General features: G+C 56.2%; 26 protein-coding genes and 1 pseudogene. 7 read left to right on the top strand and 20 right to left on the bottom strand.

The window, feature by feature from the left end; all coding sequences use genetic code 11:
• Window positions 1–19 precede the first annotated feature (19 nt).
• From GIV26_RS12205 to GIV26_RS27365, 3 genes and pseudogenes are all read right to left on the bottom strand, one after another.
• Entirely contained in the window at window positions 20–385 is a 366-nt protein-coding gene (locus GIV26_RS12205; protein ID WP_236280725.1) for a hypothetical protein, read from the bottom strand.
• A gap of 314 nt (window positions 386–699) precedes the next feature.
• Entirely contained in the window at window positions 700–1,254 is a 555-nt protein-coding gene (locus GIV26_RS12200; RefSeq protein ID WP_268942548.1) for a cytochrome b, read from the bottom strand.
• Between the two features lie 197 nt (window positions 1,255–1,451).
• A pseudogene (locus GIV26_RS27365) lies at window positions 1,452–1,547 on the bottom strand (cupin domain-containing protein); the annotation flags it as partial.
• Between the two features lie 136 nt (window positions 1,548–1,683).
• Between GIV26_RS27365 and GIV26_RS12190 the strand changes: the two are divergent.
• Window positions 1,684–2,412, top strand: a complete 729-nt coding sequence (locus GIV26_RS12190) for a hypothetical protein (RefSeq protein ID WP_236280720.1) — start codon at window positions 1,684–1,686, stop codon at window positions 2,410–2,412.
• 86 nt (window positions 2,413–2,498) lie between these two features.
• On the opposite strand, the gene GIV26_RS12185 is transcribed toward GIV26_RS12190, so the two are convergent.
• Window positions 2,499–3,041 (bottom strand): GNAT family N-acetyltransferase, encoded by a 543-nt coding sequence (locus GIV26_RS12185; protein ID WP_236280716.1) that lies wholly within the window; start codon window positions 3,039–3,041, stop codon window positions 2,499–2,501.
• Window positions 3,042–3,201: 160 nt separating this feature from the next.
• Here GIV26_RS12185 and GIV26_RS12180 point away from each other — a divergent pair, with 160 nt between their 5' ends.
• Window positions 3,202–3,435 carry a hypothetical protein gene (locus GIV26_RS12180; RefSeq protein ID WP_003192651.1) on the top strand — a complete coding sequence of 78 codons (234 nt, stop codon included), beginning with the start codon at window positions 3,202–3,204 and terminating at the stop codon, window positions 3,433–3,435.
• Window positions 3,436–3,441: 6 nt separating this feature from the next.
• On the opposite strand, the gene GIV26_RS12175 is transcribed toward GIV26_RS12180, so the two are convergent.
• Window positions 3,442–3,936 (bottom strand): GNAT family N-acetyltransferase, encoded by a 495-nt coding sequence (locus tag GIV26_RS12175; RefSeq protein ID WP_236280712.1) that lies wholly within the window; start codon window positions 3,934–3,936, stop codon window positions 3,442–3,444.
• Between the two features lie 119 nt (window positions 3,937–4,055).
• On the opposite strand from GIV26_RS12175, the gene GIV26_RS12170 reads away from it, so the two are divergent.
• The 3 genes from GIV26_RS12170 (at window position 4,056) to GIV26_RS12160 (ending at window position 6,953) form a co-directional block, all read left to right on the top strand.
• A complete protein-coding gene (locus GIV26_RS12170; protein ID WP_236280709.1) occupies window positions 4,056–4,571 on the top strand; it encodes a GNAT family N-acetyltransferase in 516 nt (171 codons plus the stop codon).
• 272 nt (window positions 4,572–4,843) lie between these two features.
• Window positions 4,844–6,358: a HEPN domain-containing protein gene (locus tag GIV26_RS12165; protein ID WP_236280706.1), complete on the top strand. Its 1,515-nt coding sequence runs from the start codon at window positions 4,844–4,846 to the stop codon at window positions 6,356–6,358.
• A 169-nt stretch (window positions 6,359–6,527) separates the two neighbouring features.
• Window positions 6,528–6,953 (top strand): hypothetical protein, encoded by a 426-nt coding sequence (locus GIV26_RS12160; protein WP_236280703.1) that lies wholly within the window; start codon window positions 6,528–6,530, stop codon window positions 6,951–6,953.
• A 216-nt stretch (window positions 6,954–7,169) separates the two neighbouring features.
• Here the strand turns inward: GIV26_RS12160 and GIV26_RS12155 are convergent, their stop codons facing one another.
• The 3 genes from GIV26_RS12155 to GIV26_RS12145 all read right to left on the bottom strand — a co-directional run bounded on the left by GIV26_RS12155 (window position 7,170) and on the right by GIV26_RS12145 (window position 9,544).
• Window positions 7,170–8,003 (bottom strand): TIR domain-containing protein, encoded by an 834-nt coding sequence (locus tag GIV26_RS12155; RefSeq protein ID WP_236280700.1) that lies wholly within the window; start codon window positions 8,001–8,003, stop codon window positions 7,170–7,172.
• 146 nt (window positions 8,004–8,149) lie between these two features.
• Window positions 8,150–8,953, bottom strand: a complete 804-nt coding sequence (locus tag GIV26_RS12150; protein WP_236280697.1) for an FRG domain-containing protein — start codon at window positions 8,951–8,953, stop codon at window positions 8,150–8,152.
• Window positions 8,954–9,313: 360 nt separating this feature from the next.
• Entirely contained in the window at window positions 9,314–9,544 is a 231-nt protein-coding gene (locus GIV26_RS12145) for a DUF6124 family protein (protein ID WP_057700777.1), read from the bottom strand.
• Between the two features lie 457 nt (window positions 9,545–10,001).
• Here GIV26_RS12145 and GIV26_RS12140 point away from each other — a divergent pair, with 457 nt between their 5' ends.
• On the top strand, window positions 10,002–10,448 hold the full coding sequence (locus tag GIV26_RS12140) for a GNAT family N-acetyltransferase (RefSeq protein WP_236280878.1): 447 nt from the start codon (window positions 10,002–10,004) through the stop codon (window positions 10,446–10,448).
• Between the two features lie 129 nt (window positions 10,449–10,577).
• Here GIV26_RS12140 and GIV26_RS12135 read toward each other — a convergent pair whose 3' ends face one another.
• The 12 genes from GIV26_RS12135 to GIV26_RS12080 all read right to left on the bottom strand — a co-directional run bounded on the left by GIV26_RS12135 (window position 10,578) and on the right by GIV26_RS12080 (window position 21,937).
• Window positions 10,578–12,815, bottom strand: a complete 2,238-nt coding sequence (locus GIV26_RS12135; protein ID WP_236280694.1) for a GMC oxidoreductase — start codon at window positions 12,813–12,815, stop codon at window positions 10,578–10,580.
• Window positions 12,812–13,303 carry a sorbitol dehydrogenase gene (locus GIV26_RS12130; RefSeq protein ID WP_236280690.1) on the bottom strand — a complete coding sequence of 164 codons (492 nt, stop codon included), beginning with the start codon at window positions 13,301–13,303 and terminating at the stop codon, window positions 12,812–12,814. The genes GIV26_RS12135 and GIV26_RS12130 overlap by 4 nt, the downstream gene beginning before the upstream one ends.
• A 4-nt stretch (window positions 13,304–13,307) precedes the next feature.
• Window positions 13,308–14,648, bottom strand: coding sequence for a cytochrome C (locus GIV26_RS12125; RefSeq protein WP_236280688.1), 1,341 nt, complete (start codon window positions 14,646–14,648; stop codon window positions 13,308–13,310).
• A gap of 239 nt (window positions 14,649–14,887) precedes the next feature.
• Window positions 14,888–15,325, bottom strand: coding sequence for a hypothetical protein (locus GIV26_RS12120; protein ID WP_236280685.1), 438 nt, complete (start codon window positions 15,323–15,325; stop codon window positions 14,888–14,890).
• Complete coding sequence (locus tag GIV26_RS12115) at window positions 15,306–16,073, bottom strand: SDR family NAD(P)-dependent oxidoreductase (RefSeq protein WP_096143273.1); 768 nt, start codon at window positions 16,071–16,073, stop codon at window positions 15,306–15,308. Before GIV26_RS12115 ends, GIV26_RS12120 begins: the two co-directional genes overlap by 20 nt.
• A gap of 8 nt (window positions 16,074–16,081) precedes the next feature.
• Window positions 16,082–16,852, bottom strand: a complete 771-nt coding sequence (locus GIV26_RS12110) for an SDR family NAD(P)-dependent oxidoreductase (protein ID WP_236280684.1) — start codon at window positions 16,850–16,852, stop codon at window positions 16,082–16,084.
• A 1-nt stretch (window position 16,853) separates the two neighbouring features.
• Entirely contained in the window at window positions 16,854–17,999 is a 1,146-nt protein-coding gene (locus GIV26_RS12105; protein WP_236280680.1) for an oxidoreductase, read from the bottom strand.
• A 13-nt stretch (window positions 18,000–18,012) separates the two neighbouring features.
• Window positions 18,013–19,212: an AfsA-related hotdog domain-containing protein gene (locus tag GIV26_RS12100; RefSeq protein ID WP_236280677.1), complete on the bottom strand. Its 1,200-nt coding sequence runs from the start codon at window positions 19,210–19,212 to the stop codon at window positions 18,013–18,015.
• On the bottom strand, window positions 19,209–19,739 hold the full coding sequence (locus GIV26_RS12095) for a DUF2867 domain-containing protein (RefSeq protein ID WP_054898587.1): 531 nt from the start codon (window positions 19,737–19,739) through the stop codon (window positions 19,209–19,211). The genes GIV26_RS12100 and GIV26_RS12095 overlap by 4 nt, the downstream gene beginning before the upstream one ends.
• A gap of 13 nt (window positions 19,740–19,752) precedes the next feature.
• Entirely contained in the window at window positions 19,753–20,346 is a 594-nt protein-coding gene (locus tag GIV26_RS12090; protein ID WP_052199940.1) for an NAD(P)H-dependent oxidoreductase, read from the bottom strand.
• A 139-nt stretch (window positions 20,347–20,485) separates the two neighbouring features.
• On the bottom strand, window positions 20,486–21,061 hold the full coding sequence (locus GIV26_RS12085) for an acyl-homoserine-lactone synthase (RefSeq protein ID WP_034126215.1): 576 nt from the start codon (window positions 21,059–21,061) through the stop codon (window positions 20,486–20,488).
• Window positions 21,062–21,220: 159 nt separating this feature from the next.
• On the bottom strand, window positions 21,221–21,937 hold the full coding sequence (locus GIV26_RS12080; RefSeq protein ID WP_054898586.1) for a helix-turn-helix transcriptional regulator: 717 nt from the start codon (window positions 21,935–21,937) through the stop codon (window positions 21,221–21,223).
• A gap of 472 nt (window positions 21,938–22,409) precedes the next feature.
• On the opposite strand from GIV26_RS12080, the gene GIV26_RS12075 reads away from it, so the two are divergent.
• The gene (locus GIV26_RS12075) at window positions 22,410–22,973 is read left to right on the top strand and encodes a nucleotidyltransferase family protein (RefSeq protein ID WP_198790784.1); all 564 of its coding nucleotides are present in this window, start codon (window positions 22,410–22,412) and stop codon (window positions 22,971–22,973) included.
• The last annotated feature ends 34 nt before the right edge of the window (window positions 22,974–23,007 follow it).

Below are 23,007 nucleotides of genomic sequence, written 5' to 3'. Positions count from 1 at the left end.
CAGTGAGCCGTGGCGCGATTCAGTTCGCCCGGAGAGTAGCCAGCCGCCGACGCCAATCGCCGCCATGCCGAAGGTGGCATTCCTCTTCGGAGTCGAAACTGACGCAGCGGCCGATGTTCGGGACGTGCACGTCAGCGTCATCCAGCGCGGCGGTGGTCAGCTCGCGCATACGGGCGTCCGCGCCGGTCGCAAGGGCGCGAGCCTTGCTCGCAACGCTGTCGAACACCCAGATCACCCGCAGGCTTTGGGGAAAGGCGCGGTAGTCGACGGTGTGGGTCAACCATTCAAAGCCTGGCATTTCGGTCTTTGCAATCTCGCAGGCGTCGGTCAGGGCCGCGATGAGACGGCGTTCGATACGGGCGTGGTCGCGTGAGGCAGGCGGCATAAAGGAAATCCGTGAATCCTGGGAGTGGGTTGGGGCGTCAGGCGATAGGCTGATCAGAGCGGGGGTTATTGAAGGGCGGGGCGCAAGCGTTGCCACTCATTCAAGCAATCCTCGGCAACGATATCCGGGTATCCCCGTTTGTGTTCCATCGCCAACGCGGTGGAGAAGGGTACCGCAATGCAAGTGGCTTGGTCATTGCAGCGAAGTGTCATCGACCATCGGCCTGGTCACGGCGCGCCAGCATGGGCGGGCGATCAAGCCGGTGGTGTGGGAGCAATCCTGACAGCGCGGCCCTACCTGTGGGCCGCGTCACTTCAGTGCTGGCGCACCCCTCTTGTCATACGCCGCAGCACCTGCTTATCGCCCTGCCTATAGTGCATGACCACCGCCCCGACATGCCCGAGGATAAGCACCAGCATTGTCCAACCCAGCAAGCTATGAAAGTTGCTGCCCAGATCAACCATCCACTGGATTTTTTCCCCCTCGAACCCCTCCATGACCTGCACGCCAAACGCAGAAAAAGCCCGGCCGGAGCCGTACTGGCGGATCACCCCGATCAGCGGGATCAGGAACATCAGTGCATACAGCATGCCGTGCCCGGCGGCGGCGAAACGGCTGATGCTGAGTGGGCGCCGGTGTTGGTTCAGCAGACTCCAGCCGACGCGTAGGATCAGCAACATCAGTAATAACAACCCTACGGGTTTGTGAAAGGGCCACAGCCATTTATCCAGCGTTGAGTCTGACGCCAGGTAATGGGTTATGGCTGAGCAATAGATCCACGCAAACAACAGGAACATCAGCCAATGCACTGCTCGGCTTACCGAGTCGTAGTGTTCATGTGACCCAGCAGGGGGGGCGCAAGTCGTCATTGTCGTATCCTTCTGGCGAGTCGCCTTGCGTTCTTTTTCAAGGGCATTGAGGCGACAGATGATAAGCGGCCAGAATGAATCTGGCGGTGGCCAGATCATATACAAGGAGACACAGGCAGCGGTCTTGTCGAAACATCAAGAAAACATGCATCCCTCAGGGTGTGATCTGGATGCCCAACGGCATGGGCGTAGCCTGTTCAAATCCACCGAGCATTTTCAGCGGTACGCTCCCCACCTTCATGCCCGGTATTCAAAATGCCCCGTGGCGAGCCTTCGAGCATCAGGAATGCTTCGGGCGCGTGTTCGTTCTTGCGCAGGGCGTGGATCGATCAAAAGCTGTGGCGAGGGAGCTTGCTCCCGTGACGGTCTAAAGCTGACGCGTTTATGGTCGATAACCCGTATGAACCCCGCTAATCAAGGACCGATTAAATGGCACTTTCCGTTAGCCCTGCCTATATTCCACCGGCCAATCTCAACCTCACGCCTTCTGAGCAGAAGCTCGTACCCCAGGCGTCGACGGACCCCGCCAAGCAAGCCCTGGCAAACGCCGGCCCCGCGGCCATTTACCATCCCAGTGAAGCGGCGACAACCACGGCACAAGCCCCGGAGGCCGTTGATACCTGGGTCGGTCGCTCCGAATCGCCGCACTTTCCTCGCTTCGTCGACATGTTCAATGGCGCGCAAAGTGCGCTGAAAGCTTCCTTCCAGACATTCGAAGCGAACCTGGCAGCCACTGCGCCCGACCTGGCCAGCACCGGGTACGGTTTTACCGTTGAGGCTGACGGCCGGCTGAAAGTGCTCGATACGGCTGGCCAGCTCAGCCGTGAGGCGACCGAGAGGCTGACGGTTCTGCTCAATCAATCCGTTGAGCTGAAAGCCACAGCCGTGGCCTACCGCAACGCCGCCATCGACATGGTAGACGCAGGTTCACCCTGGTCGGGAAGCACCCTGGGCTACTACAGCCTGACCAATGAAAACTTCGCCAGCACTATTGATCTGGCGCCCTTGTTCAGAACGCATGACCCGTCGGATATTAAAGCGGGCAGGAACCAGTTTTTCATAAACCAATTGTCTTCCAACGGCGAGCGCGCGACGCAAGAGACTGAGCGGGCGATGTTGGAGCGGCGTGCCGCCCAGGGGGTCAGCACCCAGGCTTGATCGGCGCAGCCTGCGCCTGTCGTCGAGGACCGATCGGCGGCAGTCAGCTCGCGCATGCGTGCGTCTGCCTCAGTGGCAGGGGGCGCTTATTGTTCAGGGTTGATCAACGATCTCAACGTATGGTCCTCCCAGATGCCACCGATTTTCAGATAGGCTCGCGCATGCCCTTCCTTTTCAAACCCCAGCGATTCCAGAAGGCGTTCACTTCGCACATTGCGAGGCAAATGATTGGCCATGATCCGATGAAGACCCAACTGCTCAAAGCAGTGTTGATTAGTGATCTGAAGCGTTCTTTTCATCAGGCCGCGACCCTGGGCAGATTCCGCCAGCGAGAAGCCGAGATGACTGGCCTGAAAAACGCCCCTCACAATGTTCGTGTAGTTACACCGCGCTATGACCTCTCCGCTCTCGGGTTCAAGCAAGAGGAAACACAGAGCATTGCCAGCGTGCATATTGTTCACCTGTTGCTCGACCCTGGCCTTGGCGTTGCCCATGGTGAAATATTCCTCGTCCCTGAGCGGCTCCCAGGGTTGCAGATGCCTGCGATTGACGCGTTCGTAACGGCTGATCCTCTCGAAATCGTCGCCCCACAATGGCCGAAGGCAGTAGCCTTCAACGCAATACTCCATAAGCCCCTCCAGATTTACCAATGCCCCAATCTGACTGCGTAGCCGCAAAGAATAGCGCCGCTGCGCGTAAAGCGACCCCTTTCATGGCAAACAGGTCTACCATGCCAGCCCCGGCAGTGGTTCCACTCGCTCCCGAACTCAATTTTTCAAGGTAGCGATAATGTCCATCGACCAGATCTCCCTCCCCAAAGGCGTCGGCCCTCACGCCGCCAAGCTGCTTGACGCTATTACTGGCGCCTCCACCCATGAAGAACTCAACCGTGCTGGCGGTAAAGCCGAGGGTTTTGTGCTGGGGCTGGAGGCCACCAAGGCGATCAAAAGCCAAATTGCAGAGTCGCTGTATGTGGCGTATGACGACGCGGCGAGCAATCGAGCTGGTGAACTGAAGGGCTAGTGCACCTCAGCCCATGGTTCCGGAATGAGCGCCAATCGCCGGACTAGGCTGACGAACATAATAATTGTCGAACTCACTGCTTTCGATGAACTGGAAGCCATGGCGGGTATAAAAGCGATTCGAAGCGCTTTCTTTGAGAGCCCCTACTTTGATAGGCAGCGCAGCCGCATCCGCCTCTTTGAAAACCTGAGTGAGAACAGCAGACCCTACCCCTGACCCCTGCGCGCCCGGCCTGACATACAAGTGGTCGAGCAAGAGTTCATTGGGGTGATGTTTCACCACTACGAAACCCACCCGCTCTCCAGATGCCTCGATATAGCGTGTGTCGCGAGCTTCAAAGCCGCCAACAAACCGCTCCCGCGCACGGGCTGGATCAAATCGCCCAACACGCTCCAGACTTTCGCGCATGGCCTCAATTCGAATGGCTACCAGATTATCCAAGTCGCTTTGTTGAACTGGGGCCAAAGTGATGGGGGAATTTTGATTGGGTGCGACGGGCATATTGGGTGCTCTAGCTACCATCCTGGGGGCTCAGTATAGAGAGCCCGATACTGATGAAGCGACCCGCATGGTATGTTCACGGCATACATGGAGTAACGAACCCCAGGAAGGAAATTGCAATGCCAGTGGACACCCACCCAATCCGCATTCTCTCGCAGCGCCTGAGCATCGAGCCCTTCTGCGAGCAGGACGCTGTTGAGTCGTTCTCTTGTATCTCACTGTCTCTGACTCGCTACATGTCCTGGGAACCGCCTGCCTCACTGGAAGAGTACGCGCAAGTCTGGGGGCAGTGGCTGCCTGCGATAGCGGATGGCAGCGACATCGTGTTCACAGTCAGGGAGCGGGTAGGTGCTCGTTTTACCGGCTTGGTCGGGCTGCACCATACCGGCAGTGAAACGCCGGAGTTGGGGATCTGGGTTCGTGAAGATAAACATGGGTTGGGGTTTGGTGGTGAAGCGCTGCGGGCGGTTGTTCAGTGGGCTAGCCAGTGGGTGGTGGCAACGCACTTTATCTATCCTGTTGCGACGCAGAATCGTGCGAGTCGACGTATTGCTGAAGCTTTGGGGGGAGTGGTCATCGAAAGGCGGATGGCGGAGAAATATGATTCGGTTGTGTACCGGATACCGGTGGTTTGACTCTGGGTATCAGGTTGGCCGATTGCTGTCCTTCACGAACGGCAGAAATCGGCCAGGAGCGGACGATAACACTAGTCCACTCTCGCTCGCAGCAAGCCGTCGTCACCCCGCGATTTGCAAAAAACGAACGCACATTGCCTATCAGATTTAGAAGCCAGTGGAGGCTGCATACTTAGTACTAGCTATCGCAATGAAAGCTCCCGGTGAAAGTATCGACTGAGTGCTAGTCTAAGGGTTGCCGTGATTATCTATAATTTAGTTGAGTGTCCTCTATGCCGACGCACGAACAGTACAACGGAATTTTTCTCTCGACAAACAGCCAATTTGCCGGGCTACTCAAAATTGATGGTGCGGATAGCATCCTTAATCTCGTAGGAAAAAGTTTCTGGGATCATCCCGAAAACGGACCTGCTGATATTCATGGAATGCTAAACGATGGCAAGAAAGTCTCGCTTCTGGATTGCGTGCTCCATGGTAAAAACCAACACCGCTTCGATGAGAATTCTCAGTTTGAGAGCGTTTTTTTTCCGCACTACATTGTAGTAGGTGAAGAGTCTATTACTTCTGATGAACCTGTTATTCAGGCAGTTCGCTATCATTTTCAGAATGTCGATTGCCTTGTGAGCGGGCGTGAGACCTTTCAATCAATATATCCAGAAATAGAAGAAATCCATCAGATTCTAGAGATGGATTACAAGCGCAGTGAAAAGATAGCAGAAGAGTATGGTTGGGAAAGCCGCGCTTTCAAGCCTCAGATCAGCGAGCACCCTCACTTGCTGTATTTTAGCGGTTTGTGGGAAATCGTAGCGAGCAACGCAAAGATTGGGAAAGTCTCACTGACGAATCGGTCCTCCCATAACTCGGGAAGTGCTGCTGGCATAGGCATCAACAACGAAGTCACCGCCAATATCGAATTCGCAGAACCTAAGACACTGGACGAAGCGATCGATGCTCTTCGCACCTTACACGGGCTGTTTGAGCTTAGCCTCGGGCATCGTCAGCGCTTCCGTTGGATCGAGTTGGAACTGACTCAGCGCTCAAAGGAGCCCTCGCCCAATAGACCTCAGACTGCCCGACTGTACTGGAGCTTGTGCAATGAACGCGTCGAGGGGGATTCCTCAGCTAGCTTAGGTGACATTCTTCTTTGCCCAGATCATAACCCTGAAGAATTTGCCAAGGTGGTGACAGGTTGGATGGATAGTGCGGATACTATGGGTGATCCAAGGGTACGATTTGCGACCGCATTTTTTGGGAGCTACAGCATCAATCGTATAGTTGGCGCTGCCAACATGTTTGATTTGCTACCAGATAGCCATGCTCCTAAAACGAAGGCAACTGATGCGTCGCTGAAAGATGCGGTGACGCAGTGCCGAAAAATATTCGCAGGCATGCCGGAAAGTTTCGCTAGACAGTCAGTTCTCTCAAGCTTGGGACGCATTGGTAAGGCAAGCCTGCGCGACAAGATACATCATCGTGCCGACAAGATAATCGAGGTGGCCGGCGATAAGTTTCCGGAACTTTATCTGCCATGCAATCATGCAGTTTTGTCTCGAAATCACTATGTGCATGGCAGTGCCGGGTCGTTCGACTATCAAAAACACTTCACAGAATTCGCGTTTATAATTGACACGCTAGAATTTGTTTTCGCTGCCTCAGATCTACTTGATCTTGGGTGGGATATGAGAAGGTGGATGGATCAAGGTGTAACGATGACGCATTCATTTGGGGCCTATATAGTAGATTACTCACAAAATATTAGTCGACTAAAGAGCCTGGTAGGTCGGTAGGTGTTGCGATAAAGTAATGCAAGCTGCGCGGAAAAAGGGGACAGATTTATTTAGGAAAAAATAAATCTGTCCCCTTTTCGCCCGTGGGGCGAAAGTACTAGGTTTTTTAGCAGTACGATTTAACTTTACTCTTCGAGATATTGATCAGCTTGTTGTTAGGTTAAGATTGATGCTGCGCAGCATTCCAAAGGATCATTTCTTAGATATTCCTTTGCTAATTCCTCTAATGGTATTGCGCCAAGAAAATTCGGACCTCTATCATAGATATACGGCAAATGCTTCATGCGCAAATGAAGTGGCCGAGTTTATCCTGGGTGGCCCAATCGGAAATGTAGTCTTTGACCATTCAATGGCTGTGGTTGTCGGTTATATAATCGCAGCGGCACGAGATCCATATGAGCAAGTTTCCGTTGAGCATTTGATTGTTCCTTGGAGAGACTGGGTTGGACAAATGCTAGATAAAGACCCGCAGGAAGCAGTTGTACGAACTGTTATAGATTTTGCATCTGCTGCTAGAGATTTTCGACGTCGTAGAGAAATGCAGAAGCTTGCATTTTCACGGATCGAACTCGTCAATAAAATGGATGTTTCTTGAATTCAAGCTGCAAGAAGCAATCGCGGTTTTATGCTGTTTCTCGGCCTGGCTACTTTTGGGTGCTGAATCGAATCTGATTTTTAGGCGCTTCCGAATGGCTGCTGTTGGCAGAGGTTGTATGAGAACGTTTTAGAGAAAGTTTGACAGTCAACGAAAAAGGAGACGGATTTTTCTCTAGAGATAAATTTGTCTCCTTTTCGCGTTTTTTGCGAAAATCTAGAAGGGGATATCTCTATCGAAATCAACGGTATCCACTTTCTTATTTGCTTTATGAAGCAACTCCTCATTTTCCAACAGGTAATCTATTCCGTCGGCAGTTATTGAAAATGTATAATATTCAGAGCCATTATACTCGTGATCTATAGCGATGCTCTTATCTAGAAATCCGACCCTTTCTAGCTTAATTGCCGCTAAACTCAGTACACCTTGTTCAACCCCTTTCAAATCGTTAAATGTACTCCATACAGATACGCCATCCGGTGAGCTAGCGTAGCTTTCAAGAACTTTTGCCAATAGGCGATGTTCAACGTCACCAAGTTTGTAATTGTATCCGGCTTGCCTGCGGGGTTTTGTTTGAATGTTTAGATCCTTTGAAAGCAAGCCTAAATTTGCCACTTCTTTCTTGATTAGTACACATGGATGATTTACAGCAGCCTCTAAATTTCCATCAGACCTTTCACCGTTGTAATCTGCGGGTGTAAGGCCTAAAAGATCAGTTGGAAAATGCAGCTCGGTCTCTCGGGGTTTAACGATGAAGCATCGCTCTTTACCTAAAGTGCCGACGAATAGGCCAAGTTCAAAAAGCACATTATCTCGGACAATGTGTTTTTGCTGGTCTCTGATTTCTGCAATATCATCTGGTGTAAAAACGAAAATTGCGAAGTCCACTGATTCTGCCATTTTCACCAGAGAGTCAATCGTGTTCTGAGAAAGGCTAAACCCATGTTTCCAAACCGTTACCTCAGCCTGATGATCTAGGTTTACGTTGAATGCATCAGCCACATCCAAGCTTTCTACCGCTGAAGCTATAAATATTCTAGGCTTTCTCATATGACTTCCTTAAAAACTCGACTCAGGCTGACTGCTAATGTGAAGCTAACAGGTAAACAAAAAATGCACCTTTTTGACGTCCAGCCTGCGAAGTGGAAAAAGGGAGCGGATTCACTTCTAAGAAAATCACTTTGTTTCCTTTTCGATTAATTACCAACTCTTCGCTGCCACTCTAAGCCAAATACCGGCTGCCTACACATTGTTTTGCAGAAGCCATCAAGACCTGGATAAATGTTGGCTGCATTGATGTTCATCTGGTTTAGCTTTTTTAAACCGCTATAGCGTAATTTTTTTGGGATTATGTACTTGACAATATCAGGGTTGCCTATCTGATAGTCTTTAACTATTTCTTCATGCGAGTGCTTCAATGTGTTTGTAGCCACAAACAATCCTTGCTGAGAAAGCAGGCGATGATTAGAAAATGTCGGCTCAAAGGCGAACAGACATGGGTCATCAGATGCTTTATCACCTTCAAGTATTCTTGAGTAAACTTCAAGACGATTTTTGCCAAAATATTCGTCGTCATCATTTTTTATAGCATGATGATTTAAACAATAAATTGCAGCGCTCCCTTCACCTGCCTCAAGAGCAAAAAATAACGCAATGTATGGAGAGAACGTAAAATCAAGAAGCCTAGTTGGTGCTCCATGGTGCTGCATTAACGATAACCAACTTAGAGGATCGCCTTCTTTGGGTAATGATGATAAATAAATATGTGCGTGGCATATAAAGCGATCGATCATTACTCGCTCATGCTCCACTTTGTTTATGCGCTTTTCTGTTCTTGCATATGCCTTGTGAATTGCTTGGGCTTCTTCAAATGCGCGGTATAAGGAACTTTCCAGCTTCCAAGAGGCATCTGTTTGGCCACGATAAATCCATTTTCTATAATGCTTTCTTGAGACAGCTTTGTCGTACTCATCCCAGCTCTTGAGAGTTATGACTTCCATAATTATTATTCACTCATAACTATGAATAGATGACATAAGTTGCGTACTTTTGCCGCCATTTGTGTTTGATAACGTCCCTTGCTCATGCGTAACTCCCTGCTCGGCTTGAGTGGTGCTCCTGAAAAGGCGCCAGAAGATTTTATGGCAAAACGACATGACGCGTGTTGCACATTACCGTCGGATAAGCGGCGTGTCCATAATCTGATTTTGGCCGAAAGCAGTCGCCGCTCTCGTCATCGCAGAGGGCTTTGTGTCGAGGCTGAATCCACCAAAGCCATCAAGTGCCAAACCGCCGAGTCGTTGTACGTGGCTTACAACGACGCGACGAGTCATCGACCTAATGAGTTGAAGAGCTGATCATCAGCCAGGGCAGGGCGCTTCGCGGTCGAGGAGTCTGGCGGTGAGGAGTACGCCCAGTTCGCTCAGTTGGTGTATGGCGAGGGCGATGTCGCGGTGTTTGCCGTTGAGGTCTTCGGACAGGTCGAGCAGCAGGGTGCTGACGCTGGTGAAGGTTTCGTAGCTGTTGGTGATGAGGGTTTCGTTGCTGGCGTTTGGGGCAACGGTGAAGAGGGTGGTTGAATCGTTAACCATGGTTAAGTTCCTTGCTTGGGCCACTTCCCCATCGCTACTAAACAATAAGGGCGGTAGCTGTACGCAGGTTAGTAGACCGGTGGAACCTAACAAAACCGGCGCGTCCGAGGACGCCCTACGCACAGCCACCATCAAGCACAGATGCACTGTCTGATTGGTGACGCTCATGCACCTTATAGATACCCAAATTCAGGCTACTAAACCCGAATCACTGAACAATTCAGCGACCGAGCCACCTTAGAGACGGCCACTCCAGCGCACAAGCCGGCGGATTCTGACGCAGGCGTAGGCAATGGAGCAAGGTGCGGCAGGGGAATCGGATTTTGCCTTCAGGCGCTGCGTGATCGTTTGGGGTTTTCGCGAGCAAGCTCGCTCCTACAGGAGTGACCTTGCAGTGTTCGTCACCTCAAACGAAATTGTTAGCATTGAACGCGTTTCATATTGGAGGCAGGGATGGATGAAACGATATGAGGTTCAACGGATCCCCCACCTTCCGCGCCAGATACAAACGCTGGAAAAGGAAGCCGTTGGCGAGGGTTTCAGGTTCCTCACGCGTCTGATTAACGAATGGCACTCCGGGGCAAACCGCTTTGATGCACCCCGCGAGTGTCTGATGGCGGCCTATTTTAATCAGCAACTGATAGGCATCGGCGGTCTTTCAGTTGATCCCTATGCTGACAATAATGTGGCCAGACTGCGACGGGTGTACATCGCACCTTCGTCAAGGGGGCAACGCGTCGGACAGATGCTGGTAAAGGCGCTTGTTGAACGCGCCGCTCTCAGGTTTCAGGTCGTGCGTCTTTTCACGGATACGGTTGAAGGAAGCGCCTTTTATGAGCGCTGTGGCTTCAAGCGGACAGATGAGGCTCAGGCGACTCATATCATGCTGCTTGGCGGTTTCTGAGGCATTGGCTGCAATGGCAATGGCTCACTGCGTTGGGCGTGGCCGATAGCTTGTAAGTGACGGGATTGGGAGAGCAACCCCACAACACTGCAACATCGCCGCAGCACTGTGGGGTTGCTATGACAACGCCTACACCGACCCGAAACGTACCTCCACTGACAGACTGCCCTGGTTATCGCTCAGGCCAGCCCCGTAACGCCCGGCCAGGTCGTCATTGATGCACAACTGCAACTCCCCCTGCTGGCCACGCGGCAATTGCGCCTGGTTGCCGACCAGGAACGGCGCGCCGCTGGTGCCGATACGCCCGATCAATGCGCCTTCCGCTTGACCGGGCAAGGTATAGCCGGGCTTGGCGGTCAGGCCTGGGTGGCCCGCCGCACCAACCATGCCGGTGCCCGGGTTGGCCGTCCACTGCCCACCGGTACACACCGCCAGTTGCCAGCTCTGTCCGTTGACCTGCACGCCGGTGCCCTGCCAGGGGTCTCTGGCCTGCACCTGCACGGTACGCTTGAGCAGATCGCTGGCGACCACGTCGGCGGCCTGGAAGGTCAGCGCGGTGATGGTCAAGGTCGGGTTGGCGGTGCCGGTGGAGGGGAACACGCCGTCGCCCACCAGGAACAGGTTGGGGTGGTCCCAACTGCGTTGGTCCTTGTCCACCACTGAATATCTGCGGTCCGAGCCCATGCGGTAGGTACCCATCAGGTGGCCAGCGCCGTAGAAGGCGTAGTTCTGACCGTCGTACTCGAACACGGTTTGCGAGCCGGGCTTGAGCTTGGGCTTCAGGTCGGTCAGCTCGGTGGCGCCCATCAGTTTGGTGATGATATGCGTGGCGGCCAGGCGCGCCTGCTTGAAGCCCTTCATGGTGTATTCGGACAGTTCGTAGGCGATCTCTGGCCGAGGCAGGCCCAAGCCGTCGGTGAAATGCTTGCTACTGTCCACCCGGCACTGCGCATGCTCGGGGTCTTCCTCCACCTGCTCGATCAAGAAGGCCAAGCGGAACTGGCGGGTCAGCACGCTGTTGAGCTTCTGCACCAGCGCCACGCCGGACAATGCCTCGCTCTTGTGGTCGGCGCCGCCATTGTTGGTGCCGCCATTGTTGTCGCCGTCGATAAAATCGCAGACCGTGGTATACGGATCATTCGCCGACCAATTCCAGCCCTCGTTGCCGATCTCGATACGCCACGCGGCACGCTCGCAGCGGAACGGGCCATCGCGCATGTCTTCGATCCCCGAGGTGGACAGTGGCCCACGGAACGGGAACAACGGCTTGCCTTCGGGCATCAGGCCCCAGGCCAGGTACACCGGGTGGTCGGCCAACGACTTGCCGACCTGTTCACTGCTGTTGGCGACCCCTTTTGGGCTGTGCGGGCTGATGGAGTTGAGCAGCAGCTTGGGCGTTTCGATCGCGTGGGCGGCGATCACGTAGCGCTTGCCCTGGGCCGTGCCGTTCTGTTGCGTGCCGTTGTTCTGGTACTGGATGAAATCGATACCCGTGACCCCATTGGCATCGACCTGCACCTTGCTCGCCACACACTGGTAAAGAATACGCACGTTGCCGGTATCCAGCGCCTTGGCCATGGTCACGGTGGCGTCGTATTTGGCCTGGATCGGGCAGATCGGCGTGCAGCTGGTGTTGCCGGCGCATACCCGGCGGCCGTTGTCGTTCTGCGAGTTACGCCCGGCTGGCGTTTGCCGCACGTTGAGGGTGAAGCCCTGGTACTGCTTGTCATTGATGGCATTGCCCACTCCCTGGTCGACCAACGATGGAGGAATGCCGTGCATGCTGTATTGGTAGCCCTGGGGGAAGGTCACGCCCAGGTAAGTCTGCGACGCCACATCGGCAGAGACGCCCATCTCTTCCTCGGCGCGGCAGTAGGCGGTCTGCAGGTCGTCGTAGCTGATCGGCCAGTCGACCCCGACCTTGTACTTGCTCTGCATACGAAAGTCGTTGGGTAACAGGCGCAGAGCCGTGCCCATCCAGTGCCACATGGTACCGCCGCCCACCCGCTCGTAGGTGCTGGCGAACAGTTGCGGCCCGTTCTGTACCAAGTAGCTCTTCTGCACCTTGTCCTTGTCGTGGCTGCCGGCGGTGATCAAGTCCTGGATAGTCGCTCGCGGGGCGAACTGTTTGGCCGGGGTCTGCTCGCTCTGCTCCGGTGGGTAGGGTGACTCGGGCGCCTTGAGCACGGCCGTGTAGAAACGCTCCAGGTACTCGCTGCGGTTAGGCGGTATCGCCGGGCCCGACTCGAGCACCAGCACTTTCAAGCCGGCCAGGCCCAGCTGGTAGGCCATGACGCTGCCGGCCATGCCGGCGCCCACGACGATCACGTCGGCGGTTTCGATGTTCTGGGTGTTTAGAGTGCTCATGGCTGCTGCCCTTCCTTGGCGTCGACACCGGTGAATTGCTTGAGGGTCGGTGGCTGCTCGGCCCAGTAGCCGAAGTGGTACTCGCTGTAGCCCATGGGGTGGGATTGGGCGATTTTCCACGCCCAGCTTTCCTTGTAAGCCTGGTCGGAGACCACGCGGATGTCACCCGTGTGGGCGGCGCCTTGGTCATAAGGCTGGTACCAGCTGCCAAGCAGCCACAGCTTCATGATCGAGCGGGCGCCTTTGGCGATCTGCGGGTCCGAACTGCCGAGTATGGCGCTGGCGATCTGCTTATGGGGTTGGCCTTTGATAGGGACGTACAGGTTCAGCAGTTTGCTGAACGCTTCGGTGCCCATGCCTTGCTGGGCGGTGTCGAAGAACACCGGAGGCAGGTTGATCGGGTCGACGGCAGGCGCCAGCAGCTTGGCTGACAGGCCAGTGAGCTCGGCAGACAGGTCGATGAAGTCTTGCAGGTTCGGGTCGCTCATGGCATCACTCCTTGGCACCGGTGGATTGGGCACGTTCAAGCAGAAAGGTGAAGTCGGCGAAGCTGGTGCGCGGTGACTGGGTCACCCGGGTGGTCGCGTTGTTGTGGCATTCCATGCAACTGGATGAAGCCTGCGGCGTAGTGCCCTGGTTGTAGGTTTCCAGCGTGGCGTTGGCCAGGAAGTTCGGCGCAGGCGTGCCCAGCGGGTTGGTTGGCGACGGCACCTGGCAGTCATCGGCGGGGGCGGTTGGCCATTGGGTGCTGATCAACTGGTAGTTGGCCCACACCGTACCCTTGAGCGCGCCTTGCCATTGCGCGTTGAGCTGGTGGGTTGCGGCGGTGAGCGGAATTTCCCGCACGATCTGCGAGGGTGTGGCTTTCTTCGACGGGTCCCACGGCTGCGGGGGCGGCTCGTTCACCGGGCGGTCGCTGGCCTGGGCGTTGTAGAACAGGTAGGGGCCCTTGCGCTCGTTCATGGGGGTGGTCTTTTCCGGTACGTTGCGCACGTGCTCGAAGCTTGACCACACCCACTGCGGCGCATCTTTGGTCTTGTGCACGATGTGCAGGCCGACCAGCCCGACCTTCTGCGCGTTGCACGATTCGGGGATCACCGCGCCCTTGCTCGGGTCGGCATTGCCTGGGGTGTAGACCAGCGCGTCGACGGCGTGGAAGTCCTGCGGGTTGTCGTTGCCGCCGAGTACCTTCCAGGCCGACTTGACCATGATCGCGCCGACCTGCTTGTCCTCCTTCACGCCGCAGGAGAAGGCGATGCGGTTGTCGGCCTTGGTGAAGAAAGCCTGTTGGCCTTCCTTGCTGTACAGACCATTGTTGACGATGTTGTCGAACATCGGCTGGTTGACCATGATCGCGTTGCGCGTGTAAGTGCCGTTCTGGTCCACCAGTGGGCCGGTCTTGAACGGTTGGATGGTCTCGTCGAGCACACCGGCGACCTTGCCCATCTGCTGCAGCACGGGCAGGTCACCCTTGCCTTGACAGGCCGGGGGTAGCGGCGACTTCTGGTTCCAGGCGACAGGCATCTGGCCTTGGGGCAGGAAAATCTCGTAGCTCTCCTTCCACGACTCCCACACCGTCTGCCCCGGCGCGCCGATCTGCGCCGAGGTATTGGCGCTGCCGTCGGCGTTGGCGGGCCAGTTCAGCGCGACGAAGGTCTGCCACGACAGCACGTCGAAATCGTGTTGCAGGTTGTCCAGGGTGAAGGGGGCATTGGCGGTGACGTCGAAGGGAATCACAGGTGACAGCGGCGGCGGGCTGGCCGCATCGGCCATGGCGAGCACGCTGGTGAAGCTTGCACCCAGGCACGCCAACCGTTTCAAGGTTATTTTCATTATCGTCTCCTCAGCAGATAAAGCGTCGGGACGACGAGGCGTACTAGCCCTTCATGGACCGATAGGTCAGCGTTATCCCTTACGCTAGGCTGAAGGCTAGCCGTTGCGCTTGAACCGCCAGAAATATCCGACTAAAGGTAGGGATAAGCAGGAGGGCTCAGTGGGTGAATGGTCCGGGGGCGATGTCGAGGAGATGAAGGCGGGGCCTCCATCAAGCACCAGGTTGGCCCCCGGCGGCATCAGTAAGCGCGTGCCTCTTCTCGGCTGGATGGGGCAGCGTTGCGCTCGAATAACCTATGCGAAAACTCCAGCACCGCCAGCAACAATTGAACGGCACCCAGCACCAGCAGGAAAGGTGAAGCGCCACTGCTGACGGCCACTACCTGCACTACCACTACGATCACGCGTAGCAAAGCGCTGAGACGGGCATGTTCGCGTGTAGGGGCTCGCCAACGTACAACGCCCCACACAAGGTATGCCCAGGCGCCGATGTTGAGCAGGAACATGGCGGTGGGGTCGAGCGCCGAGAAGTGGCTGTCGAAGCCCAGTTGCAAATCAACCCATTGGATCAGTGCATAGGCCCAGACGGACACGATCGGCAAGGCGAAGGGAGCCATCGCGAGAATGTCGTACGCAGCGCCGGCACGTACGATTTTTTCATGGGTGGATTGGGTCATTGCGGGTCTCCTCCTGGAGTGGCTGGTTCAACAAGTCGCGGATTTCCTGGAACTCACCCGATTTCAGTCCAAGATGATGGCGCTCGGCCAAGACCTGAACGATATGCGCAGCGCGGGATTCTGCGTCGACGATGTAGCCGGGCACTGCCGCCCGTTGGCGGAGTGCGACAAGATCACCGAAGCGTTCATCCGCCGCCATGATGGTCTTCGCCACCGTCGTCTGGACGTTGCAGAGCCCCAGCACGGCAAAGAATGTGTGTGGGTTTTCCAGGTGATAGATTTTTGCCAGAGCGTTCAGCGCCGCCTTGGAGACCGAATATGAGAGCATCCCGGCCCGTTGGCGCAGTGCCGAAATCGATGATGAAAACACCACGGTGCCGGGAGGTTGCGTCGCACTCAGCAGGATATCCAGGACCATTTTCACCGCGCCCAGGTTAAGCGCCAGGACGCTGTTGAACTCCTGCATCGAAGTTTGCGTGGCCAGTTGTGGAGGGCTGCCGAACCGACCCGCATTCAGGTAGACGGTGTCTACCGGGGCAGGGGAGCGCGACAGCAACGCCTGCAGGATTGCCGGGGCGCGGTCGATATCGGTCAAGTCGCACCTGAGGAAGTGAAAGCGCTCCTGTGACGGGATATTGGCCGCAGGATTGCGTGATACCGCAAGCACCTCGTCGCCCCTGGCCAAGTGATAACGTGCCAGAGCGTTGCCGATACCGGTGCTCACACCGGTGATCAATATGCTAGCCATGATTGCCCCTAGAATTTGCCGATGTGATAGCCGCCATCGGCACTGAGCACCGAGCCGGTGATGTAGCTGGATCTGCGGCTCAACAAAAACAGGATCGCGTCGGCGATTTCCTCTGGATGGGCAAAGCGTTTCATGGCGGTCACGTCACGCTTGCGCTGGGTGTTTTCCGGATGGGCCGCCAGCCGTTCCGCAGAGTTCATACCGCCCAGTGTCGGTCCGGGCGCTACGGCGTTGACGCGTACGGCAAAACCGGATTCGCTGTCGCAGGCATTCTCCATCGCGGCGACCTGCGTCAAGGCATTGAGCGCGGTCTTGCTGGCGACGTAGGCGGCCTGATTGGCCATAGGCATCACGCCCGCGCACGAAGACACATTGACGATCGCTCCATCGGGGTACCGGCTGATCAGTTCCAGTTCTTTTTGCAGGCAGTAAAAGGGGCCGTTCAGGTTGGTGTGGATGACCCTGTCCCAATCCTGCGGTGCGCTGGTCGCGATCGGTGCGTAGGGGGCGGTAATGCCGGCGTTGTTGATTGCAAAGTGCAACTGATCCACCTCGCCATCCACCGTCGCGAATGCCTCGGCTACCGACGTGTGCGACGCCACATCGCAAAAGATGAACTGCGCCGAAGCCCCCAGTATCTCTAGAGCGGCGTCGGCCTTTTGCTGGTTCCTGCTCATCAGGAACAGGCGTGCGCCCGCTTTGGCCAGTTGTTTTGCCACCGCCAGGCCGATGCCGCTGGCACCGCCGGTAATGACGATGTTCTTGTCTTGAAATTCCATGTTATTGATTTCCGTAGTGGATGTGAGCGGGACGCTTGTAGTGCTCATTCACGCAGCAATACACCCGGTCGAGTTGCGGGTTGCTCTTGTCCCGAAAGCAGTTACCGTCAAACCGGCATTGCTGAACCTTGTCTTCATGGCCGGCGAGCGATTTGTTGATCAGGTCGTTATCGGCAAAAAGCGCTCGGCTCATACCGATCAGGTCACAGTGACCCAGCTGCAGTTGATTTTCTGCTTCCTGCAGGGAGCCAATGAAACCGGCATAGCCGACCGGCAGCGAGGTGAATGACTTGATCAGGCGTACCCCTTCGACGAACTGTTGCTGAATGCTCGGATGGGCAGACAGCATGTAGCGGAAGGTTTCCTTGATGGTGATCGAGCACATGATTGCCGAGGTCCCGGCGTTTTCCAGGGCCGCCACCACATCCTGGAGCAGTTCCGGTTGCTGCCCGTTGGCGCCTACGCAATCATCAATGCCCAGGCGCACGGAAACCTCCAGCTCTCCTGCGGTAACCCTGTGAATGCGGTCGATGACTTCCAACAGAAACCGTGCTCGCTTGAGCGGGCTGCCGCCGTAAGCGTCATGGCGATGGTTGGTCCAGGGCGATAGAAAACTGCTCAGCAGGTAGCCATTGGAGGCCTGAAGCTGGACCATCCTGGCGCCGGCCTGTCTGGCTCGCAGAGCCGCTTGAGCAAACTGATCGCAAACGGCGTCGATGTCCTCGACACTCATCTCCAATGCCTCGGCGCTGCGGCTGCCGGATAACGCACTGCGGCTCGGGCAAAGCAGCGGTTGGCCGCTGATCTGTGTACCACCTTGGGCGCCGTAATGCTGAAGTTGCACCACCACTGGACAGTCCCGCTGGCGACCGTACTCCACCAGCGGCGCGAGCTTTTCCACGTTGGCATGGCTGTGCAGGCACAGGCCACGCGCATGCAGACGCGTGGAGGGCGCTATGGAGGAGTTGCCCAGCACCACCATGGCGCAGCCTCCGTCGATTACATGTTGATAGAACCTGAGCATTTCCTCGGACAGCGAACCGTCCGAGGTGGCCAGGTCGATGCCCATCGGCGCGAAATACATGCGGTTTTTCAGCGAAACGCCCTGACCGATCATCAGTGGGCGTTGTGATAACTCATAGCTCATGGGCGCAGGATCCTCATGCCACGATTTGCTCGGGGGCCAGAGGGTCAGGTGAGGAGCCAGCGTTCCATTGCATCTGCCCGGCAAAGAAGCAGTGGCACTTGATCGTTTCACGCAGTTCGCTGGCCTGGCTCTTGGACAGTTTGTCGAACACCAGCACGCGCTGGTCGGGTTCGCCGGTGGAGCAAGTCGAAGCAACGGGCAGGCTGAGGAAGCCGCCCCCTTCGATATACAGCGATACGGTCGTGACCGTGCTCCAATTGATGCCTTCGGCCTGGTGAGTCACCAGCACGCCCAGTACCGAGAGCAGGCTCAGCCTGGCTTGCAGCGCACTGTCGGCGTGATGCACGAGGATGTTCTTGGGCAAGCGATCGGAAGGGGTGAACCAGTGATCCTGAGGGTAGTTCAACGAACGCATGCGTTTGAACAGCGGTAACTTGATCACTGCGCCTTGCAGCCAGAGACGCGATACCAGCCGGCCGTTCTGATAGAAGTTTGCGCACTTGTCGATGGACTTGGGTTGCGATCGCTTCAGGCCGTGTGTCTGTTGCACCACGACTTCGACCTCGTAAGCCGATTCGGTGTAGGCGTTGAAGGAAATGCGCAAGTCTTCGATGGAAATGGAAACCGCACCGCGCTGATGGCCCAAGTAGTTGTAGACGTAGTGGTACATGGCTTGCCTGGCTACTTCGATCAACATCAGGCCCGGTACATGTTCGTGCTGCTTGTTGTAGAAGTAGTAATTCTTGGTGTCGTTGATCAACAGGTAAGAGCCCTGCCTGGCCTTGTCCCACTGCGCGAGCGACTCAAGGCATTCGATCATGCGTATTACCTGGTCGGGCGGTATGTGGGCATCACCGCCTTGGAAATGCTGGGCCAGGTAGCGTTGGGCTTGGTGGGGGATGAATTCAGCCGTGAGGATGAAGCGGTCGTCGCACTCGGTATAGAAGTCAGCCAGGCGGATCTCGAAGGTGGAGAGTGTGCCGGCCTGTTCCGCACTGAGGGTCAGGGGCAGATGGCGCAGCACATACCGGCCGTCTTGGGCACGGTACAGCTGTTTGAACAGCTCCTGATCCTGGGGGTTGCCAGCCAGTATGTCGGCACCGATCGAAGCACTGAGAAAGCTGGGCAGAATCAGCCTGGGTCGTCCGATCAATACATCCCTGGGTGTGTCTTTGTGCAACAGATGAGGGTCAATTGAGTCTGCGCTGTTCATGAGTTGCGATCTCCAAGTGAGCGAGTTGGGGAATGTAGGGGGAGACGGGACAGCAAACGCTTGATGATGAGCCCATGCACCGGCGCCACCGGCAGCATGTACAGGCGGCCGAACGTGTTGTAGGTCTTGACGGAGGTGGTGATATGCAGGCAGCGCGGTTGCGTGAGAGGTGTATCGATCGAGACCATGACCGCCAGGTGGGTGTCGCGTGAGGTCAGTACCAGCTTCTGTGCGCTGATGGCTTCGATGGTGAAGAAGTCGAGCTTTTCGCCGACCACCGGGGCGCACTGGGGTGTGACACCCGAGAACCCGCCGATCCGCTCGACGTGAAAGTGCTGTGAGATGCTGTCGCGCAACCTGAACGCGCCTTTGAGCCAGGCGGGCGTCGCGGCAGTCATCTGGCAGTACAGTTCCAGTGGCGTGGCTTGGGTGTCGATGAGTGCGCTGGCAGAGTGCAGAAAACCCAGCTCGTTGCGCGCGGCCACCAGGCTGGCGCACGGTGGGATCTGGTTATTTGACGTCTTCATGCGTGAGGGCACCTTATTGCAGCAGCGCGATTTGTGCCTGCTCGGCCTGCAACAGCATGTTCTCGTAGAGTTGGTCGGCGCTGGCCTGGTCCTCAATCACTTGTGCGGCGACATTCCGAGCGGTGACGTCGATTGATTCGTCATCGATGAACACCGATTCGTAAATCCCGACTACAGGCAGGTAGATGCCTTTGACGTACGCCACCGTCTGCTGCAACGGCCTGAGCAATTCATCCAGGGTGTAACGGTTGAACCCGCCAGCGCGGTAGCCGGTGGAGGGCGCACCCACCGTGGTGATGATCATGAATTCCTTGTCTTTGAGCTTGTCGCCGCCGCGTGCGTAGGCATAGCCGGGGGTGAAGACTTCATCGATCCACTGTTTCATGATTGCCGGGCAGGAATACCAGTACAACGGAAACAGCAACACGATGCGGTCATGGGCATTGAGCAATGCCTGCTCTGCACCCATATCGAACCCGGTGGGCGTCACCGCGCTGGCCAGACTATGGACCTTGACGCCACGCTGGCTGATCTTGCCCATGATCGCGGTATTGACGCGGGAAACCGAAAGATCAGGATGGCCAGAAATGACAATGACTTTTTTCATGTAGATCGTGTGTCCCATTTATAGTCGGTTGGAATGCCGATGCAGCGTTATTTAAGAGCAGGCGCCTGAGGTTGTAACCTAACCTTTTGGGGAGTCGGCTCGGCCGACTTGCCCGCAGCGGCAGGCCATTTGCGCTGCTTCAGGCCACTTCTCGATCAGCCAGGCAGGGCGGCACACTGATCCAGTTGGCCATGATCTTGTGCCCGTCGATCACGGTCAGCTTGCCCTCGCAATGAGCGTCGAAACCCGCGTTGCGCAACAAGCGGGTAATTCCCGGCGGCGATACCGTGATCAATTGGCGAACCTTGTGGCAAGCGGCGACCTTGAGCACTTCATGCAGCAGCGCCACGGCGTTGGGCGATGACAGGGAGTGGCCCGTGAAGGTCTGTTGTTGCAGGTCGACGGCGGCAAACCGGGAAATTTCCCAGATGTGCGCAGAATGAGGGAGTGCCTGGCCACCCAGCACCTGGGGGAACACTTCCTTGAGCAGATAGGGCTTGTGCGTGGGCAGCAGCCGCGCCACACCGACGATGTGCGGGCCTTGACGGGCGATTACGTACACCGTGTCGTCGCGGTCAAATTGGTCCAGTTCCTCACCGACCGCACAGTCCAGATGCCACCCAAGTTTTTCGACAAATACGCGATAGCGATACAGCAACAGGGCCTGCCACAGTTCGGTCGGTAATGTCAGGCGCGTACCCGTGGTTATATACATGAGGAACCCTCGGCAAAAAATCGAGGGGCCATTCGGCAGAATAATCGAACACTTAGGTACTGCTCTTTTGGGCAGGTGTGTCGTGAGGGTGCGCGTATTATTGTTGTTGTTCACACTGAGCGGCATTAACGCATCAGGGGTGCGCCAATCAGGTATGTGTCAGACAAGCAAGCCCAGTGAAGTGGCGCGCACGACGGTAGCGGTGCAGTTATGCACGCCCAGTTTCGAGCCTGCATTGCGCAGGTGAAATTTGATGGTTTCCCGCGATAGCGAGAGGATCAAACCGATCTCGTGGGCGGTCTTGCCGTCGGCTGCCCACTTGAGCACTTCACATTCACGCTGCGACAGGGTTTTTTCCTGCGGTAACTGCCAGTGCGGCGTCAGCACGCGCAAGAACCCCTGATGAGCGACATGCACCAAAAACCGCATGTATTTTTGATTGGCGGCAAGCTCTTGGGCCGTAATAGGGTCATTGGAGCGCGCCAGTGTCAGCATGCCGCCGCTGCCGCGGCCGTCTAGGCAGGATTGCGCCCAACCATGGGCCAGCCCGGCGCCACGGGCTTCTTCCCACATCTGCGGGTTTTGCCGGGTCATTTGCTCGTCCCAGACAATCGGTATCGTCGATTTCGTGCAGTGCTGTACCGTCGGGTCCACGGCGATGTATTTGCAGTGGGCGTAGCGTTGTCGCCATGAAGGCAAAAAATTATTGCTCATCACGATTTTAGGGCGGGTGACGGGGATAGGGATTCGGATTCCATAGGCGCAATAGTCGAACCCCAGGTGTTTTGCCGTGCTGACGATCCGAGCCAACAATTCAGCTTCGGTTCGGGCATTGTCGATCGTGTCCAGCACATCATCCATCCACTTCACTGTCATTCTCCTTGAATTGACCTTTACGCTCTATCTGCGCCGAAAACGATGACGGCACTACGCCGGTGTCATCAACGGTGTGGGTTTAGATGCTCGGCGTTAAAGTTAGACACATTTATGCAGCGCTCTCGGCCTTCATACTTTTGGCGCGAGAAGGCGTTGCAGGTATCGCGATACGCACCTTTAAGAGTGAGCGGTGGGGCGTGCAAGGGGCGAACTCCATTTAGCCGGTGTCCTGATCAATTTCAGCGGGGGCAGCTGAGGTAGGGCGTGTAAGGGTAGTGCTGCGTAAAGTTGCTTTACAAGCAAGTGGGGGCATTCTTCATGTTGGTTTCATTTGTTCGGCTTCGCGCTGAGTTGTACGCAGGGCGCGAGGTGATTTCGTCAAACTTCTGATTCGTTTCGGTGTGAAAAGCCCGCGCCTACAGGAGTGACATGTTGGGGTGGTACTGTGGCGTCAGACGATGGAGGACTGAACATGACATTGACGGTCGACACCCTGCTCGAATTGGCCATGGCCAACCCTATCAATGCGCAACTCACCGCGCGCTTGCCGGATCTTGGTGTGCAGCAGTGCATGCTCACGGCGGGCTGTTTGTTCCAGGCGGTGTGGAACCATCAGGCGAATCTGCCGGCGGCTCAGGGCGTGAAGGACTACGACGTTTTTTACTTTGACGAGGACCTGTCCTACGAGGCGGAAGACGCGGTAATTCGTGCGGCGCAGGGGCTGTTCCAAGACCTGGGGGTGAGTGTGGAGGTCAGGAATCAGGCGCGGGTGCACCTTTGGTATGGTCAGCGGTTTGGCCGGCCTTACCCGCAGTTGCATTCGGCTCGGCAGGGGGTTGACCGTTACCTGGTGGCGGGCACGTGCATTGCGCTGGATATCGCTTGCGGTGAGGTGTATGCGCCTTATGGATTGGAAGATGTGGAGCAGGGGGTGTTGCGTATCAACCCTTTGCATCCGGAGCCGGAGCTGTTTTTGCACAAGGCCAGGAGTTATCAGGCGCGTTGGCCGTGGCTCAAGATAGTCGAGCCGGGCTGAGCCCCAATGCTGTAGGAGCGAGCTTGCTCGCGAA

Source organism: Pseudomonas sp. PA-1-3F (genome assembly GCF_021609665.1).
Taxonomy (GTDB): Bacteria; Pseudomonadota; Gammaproteobacteria; order Pseudomonadales; family Pseudomonadaceae; genus Aquipseudomonas; species Aquipseudomonas paracarnis.
Note: the sequence above shows the minus strand (reverse complement) of the source record. Positions and strands in the feature narration are given on the sequence as shown.

Bases quoted from the DNA above. Each gene is read 5' to 3' on its own strand.
- GIV26_RS12205 (WP_236280725.1), bottom strand. From the start codon at position 385: ATGCCGCCTGCCTCACGCGACCACGCCCGTATCGAACGCCGTCTCATC.
- GIV26_RS12200 (WP_268942548.1), bottom strand. From the start codon at position 1,254: ATGACGACTTGCGCCCCCCCTGCTGGGTCACATGAACACTACGACTCG.
- GIV26_RS12190 (WP_236280720.1), top strand. From the start codon at position 1,684: ATGGCACTTTCCGTTAGCCCTGCCTATATTCCACCGGCCAATCTCAAC.
- GIV26_RS12185 (WP_236280716.1), bottom strand. From the start codon at position 3,041: ATGGAGTATTGCGTTGAAGGCTACTGCCTTCGGCCATTGTGGGGCGAC.
- GIV26_RS12180 (WP_003192651.1), top strand. From the start codon at position 3,202: ATGTCCATCGACCAGATCTCCCTCCCCAAAGGCGTCGGCCCTCACGCC.
- GIV26_RS12175 (WP_236280712.1), bottom strand. From the start codon at position 3,936: ATGCCCGTCGCACCCAATCAAAATTCCCCCATCACTTTGGCCCCAGTT.
- GIV26_RS12170 (WP_236280709.1), top strand. From the start codon at position 4,056: ATGCCAGTGGACACCCACCCAATCCGCATTCTCTCGCAGCGCCTGAGC.
- GIV26_RS12165 (WP_236280706.1), top strand. From the start codon at position 4,844: ATGCCGACGCACGAACAGTACAACGGAATTTTTCTCTCGACAAACAGC.
- GIV26_RS12160 (WP_236280703.1), top strand. From the start codon at position 6,528: ATGCTGCGCAGCATTCCAAAGGATCATTTCTTAGATATTCCTTTGCTA.
- GIV26_RS12155 (WP_236280700.1), bottom strand. From the start codon at position 8,003: ATGAGAAAGCCTAGAATATTTATAGCTTCAGCGGTAGAAAGCTTGGAT.
- GIV26_RS12150 (WP_236280697.1), bottom strand. From the start codon at position 8,953: ATGGAAGTCATAACTCTCAAGAGCTGGGATGAGTACGACAAAGCTGTC.
- GIV26_RS12145 (WP_057700777.1), bottom strand. From the start codon at position 9,544: ATGGTTAACGATTCAACCACCCTCTTCACCGTTGCCCCAAACGCCAGC.
- GIV26_RS12140 (WP_236280878.1), top strand. From the start codon at position 10,002: ATGAAACGATATGAGGTTCAACGGATCCCCCACCTTCCGCGCCAGATA.
- GIV26_RS12135 (WP_236280694.1), bottom strand. From the start codon at position 12,815: ATGAGCACTCTAAACACCCAGAACATCGAAACCGCCGACGTGATCGTC.
- GIV26_RS12130 (WP_236280690.1), bottom strand. From the start codon at position 13,303: ATGAGCGACCCGAACCTGCAAGACTTCATCGACCTGTCTGCCGAGCTC.
- GIV26_RS12125 (WP_236280688.1), bottom strand. From the start codon at position 14,648: ATGAAAATAACCTTGAAACGGTTGGCGTGCCTGGGTGCAAGCTTCACC.
- GIV26_RS12120 (WP_236280685.1), bottom strand. From the start codon at position 15,325: ATGACCCAATCCACCCATGAAAAAATCGTACGTGCCGGCGCTGCGTAC.
- GIV26_RS12115 (WP_096143273.1), bottom strand. From the start codon at position 16,073: ATGGCTAGCATATTGATCACCGGTGTGAGCACCGGTATCGGCAACGCT.
- GIV26_RS12110 (WP_236280684.1), bottom strand. From the start codon at position 16,852: ATGGAATTTCAAGACAAGAACATCGTCATTACCGGCGGTGCCAGCGGC.
- GIV26_RS12105 (WP_236280680.1), bottom strand. From the start codon at position 17,999: ATGAGCTATGAGTTATCACAACGCCCACTGATGATCGGTCAGGGCGTT.
- GIV26_RS12100 (WP_236280677.1), bottom strand. From the start codon at position 19,212: ATGAACAGCGCAGACTCAATTGACCCTCATCTGTTGCACAAAGACACA.
- GIV26_RS12095 (WP_054898587.1), bottom strand. From the start codon at position 19,739: ATGAAGACGTCAAATAACCAGATCCCACCGTGCGCCAGCCTGGTGGCC.
- GIV26_RS12090 (WP_052199940.1), bottom strand. From the start codon at position 20,346: ATGAAAAAAGTCATTGTCATTTCTGGCCATCCTGATCTTTCGGTTTCC.
- GIV26_RS12085 (WP_034126215.1), bottom strand. From the start codon at position 21,061: ATGTATATAACCACGGGTACGCGCCTGACATTACCGACCGAACTGTGG.
- GIV26_RS12080 (WP_054898586.1), bottom strand. From the start codon at position 21,937: ATGACAGTGAAGTGGATGGATGATGTGCTGGACACGATCGACAATGCC.
- GIV26_RS12075 (WP_198790784.1), top strand. From the start codon at position 22,410: ATGACATTGACGGTCGACACCCTGCTCGAATTGGCCATGGCCAACCCT.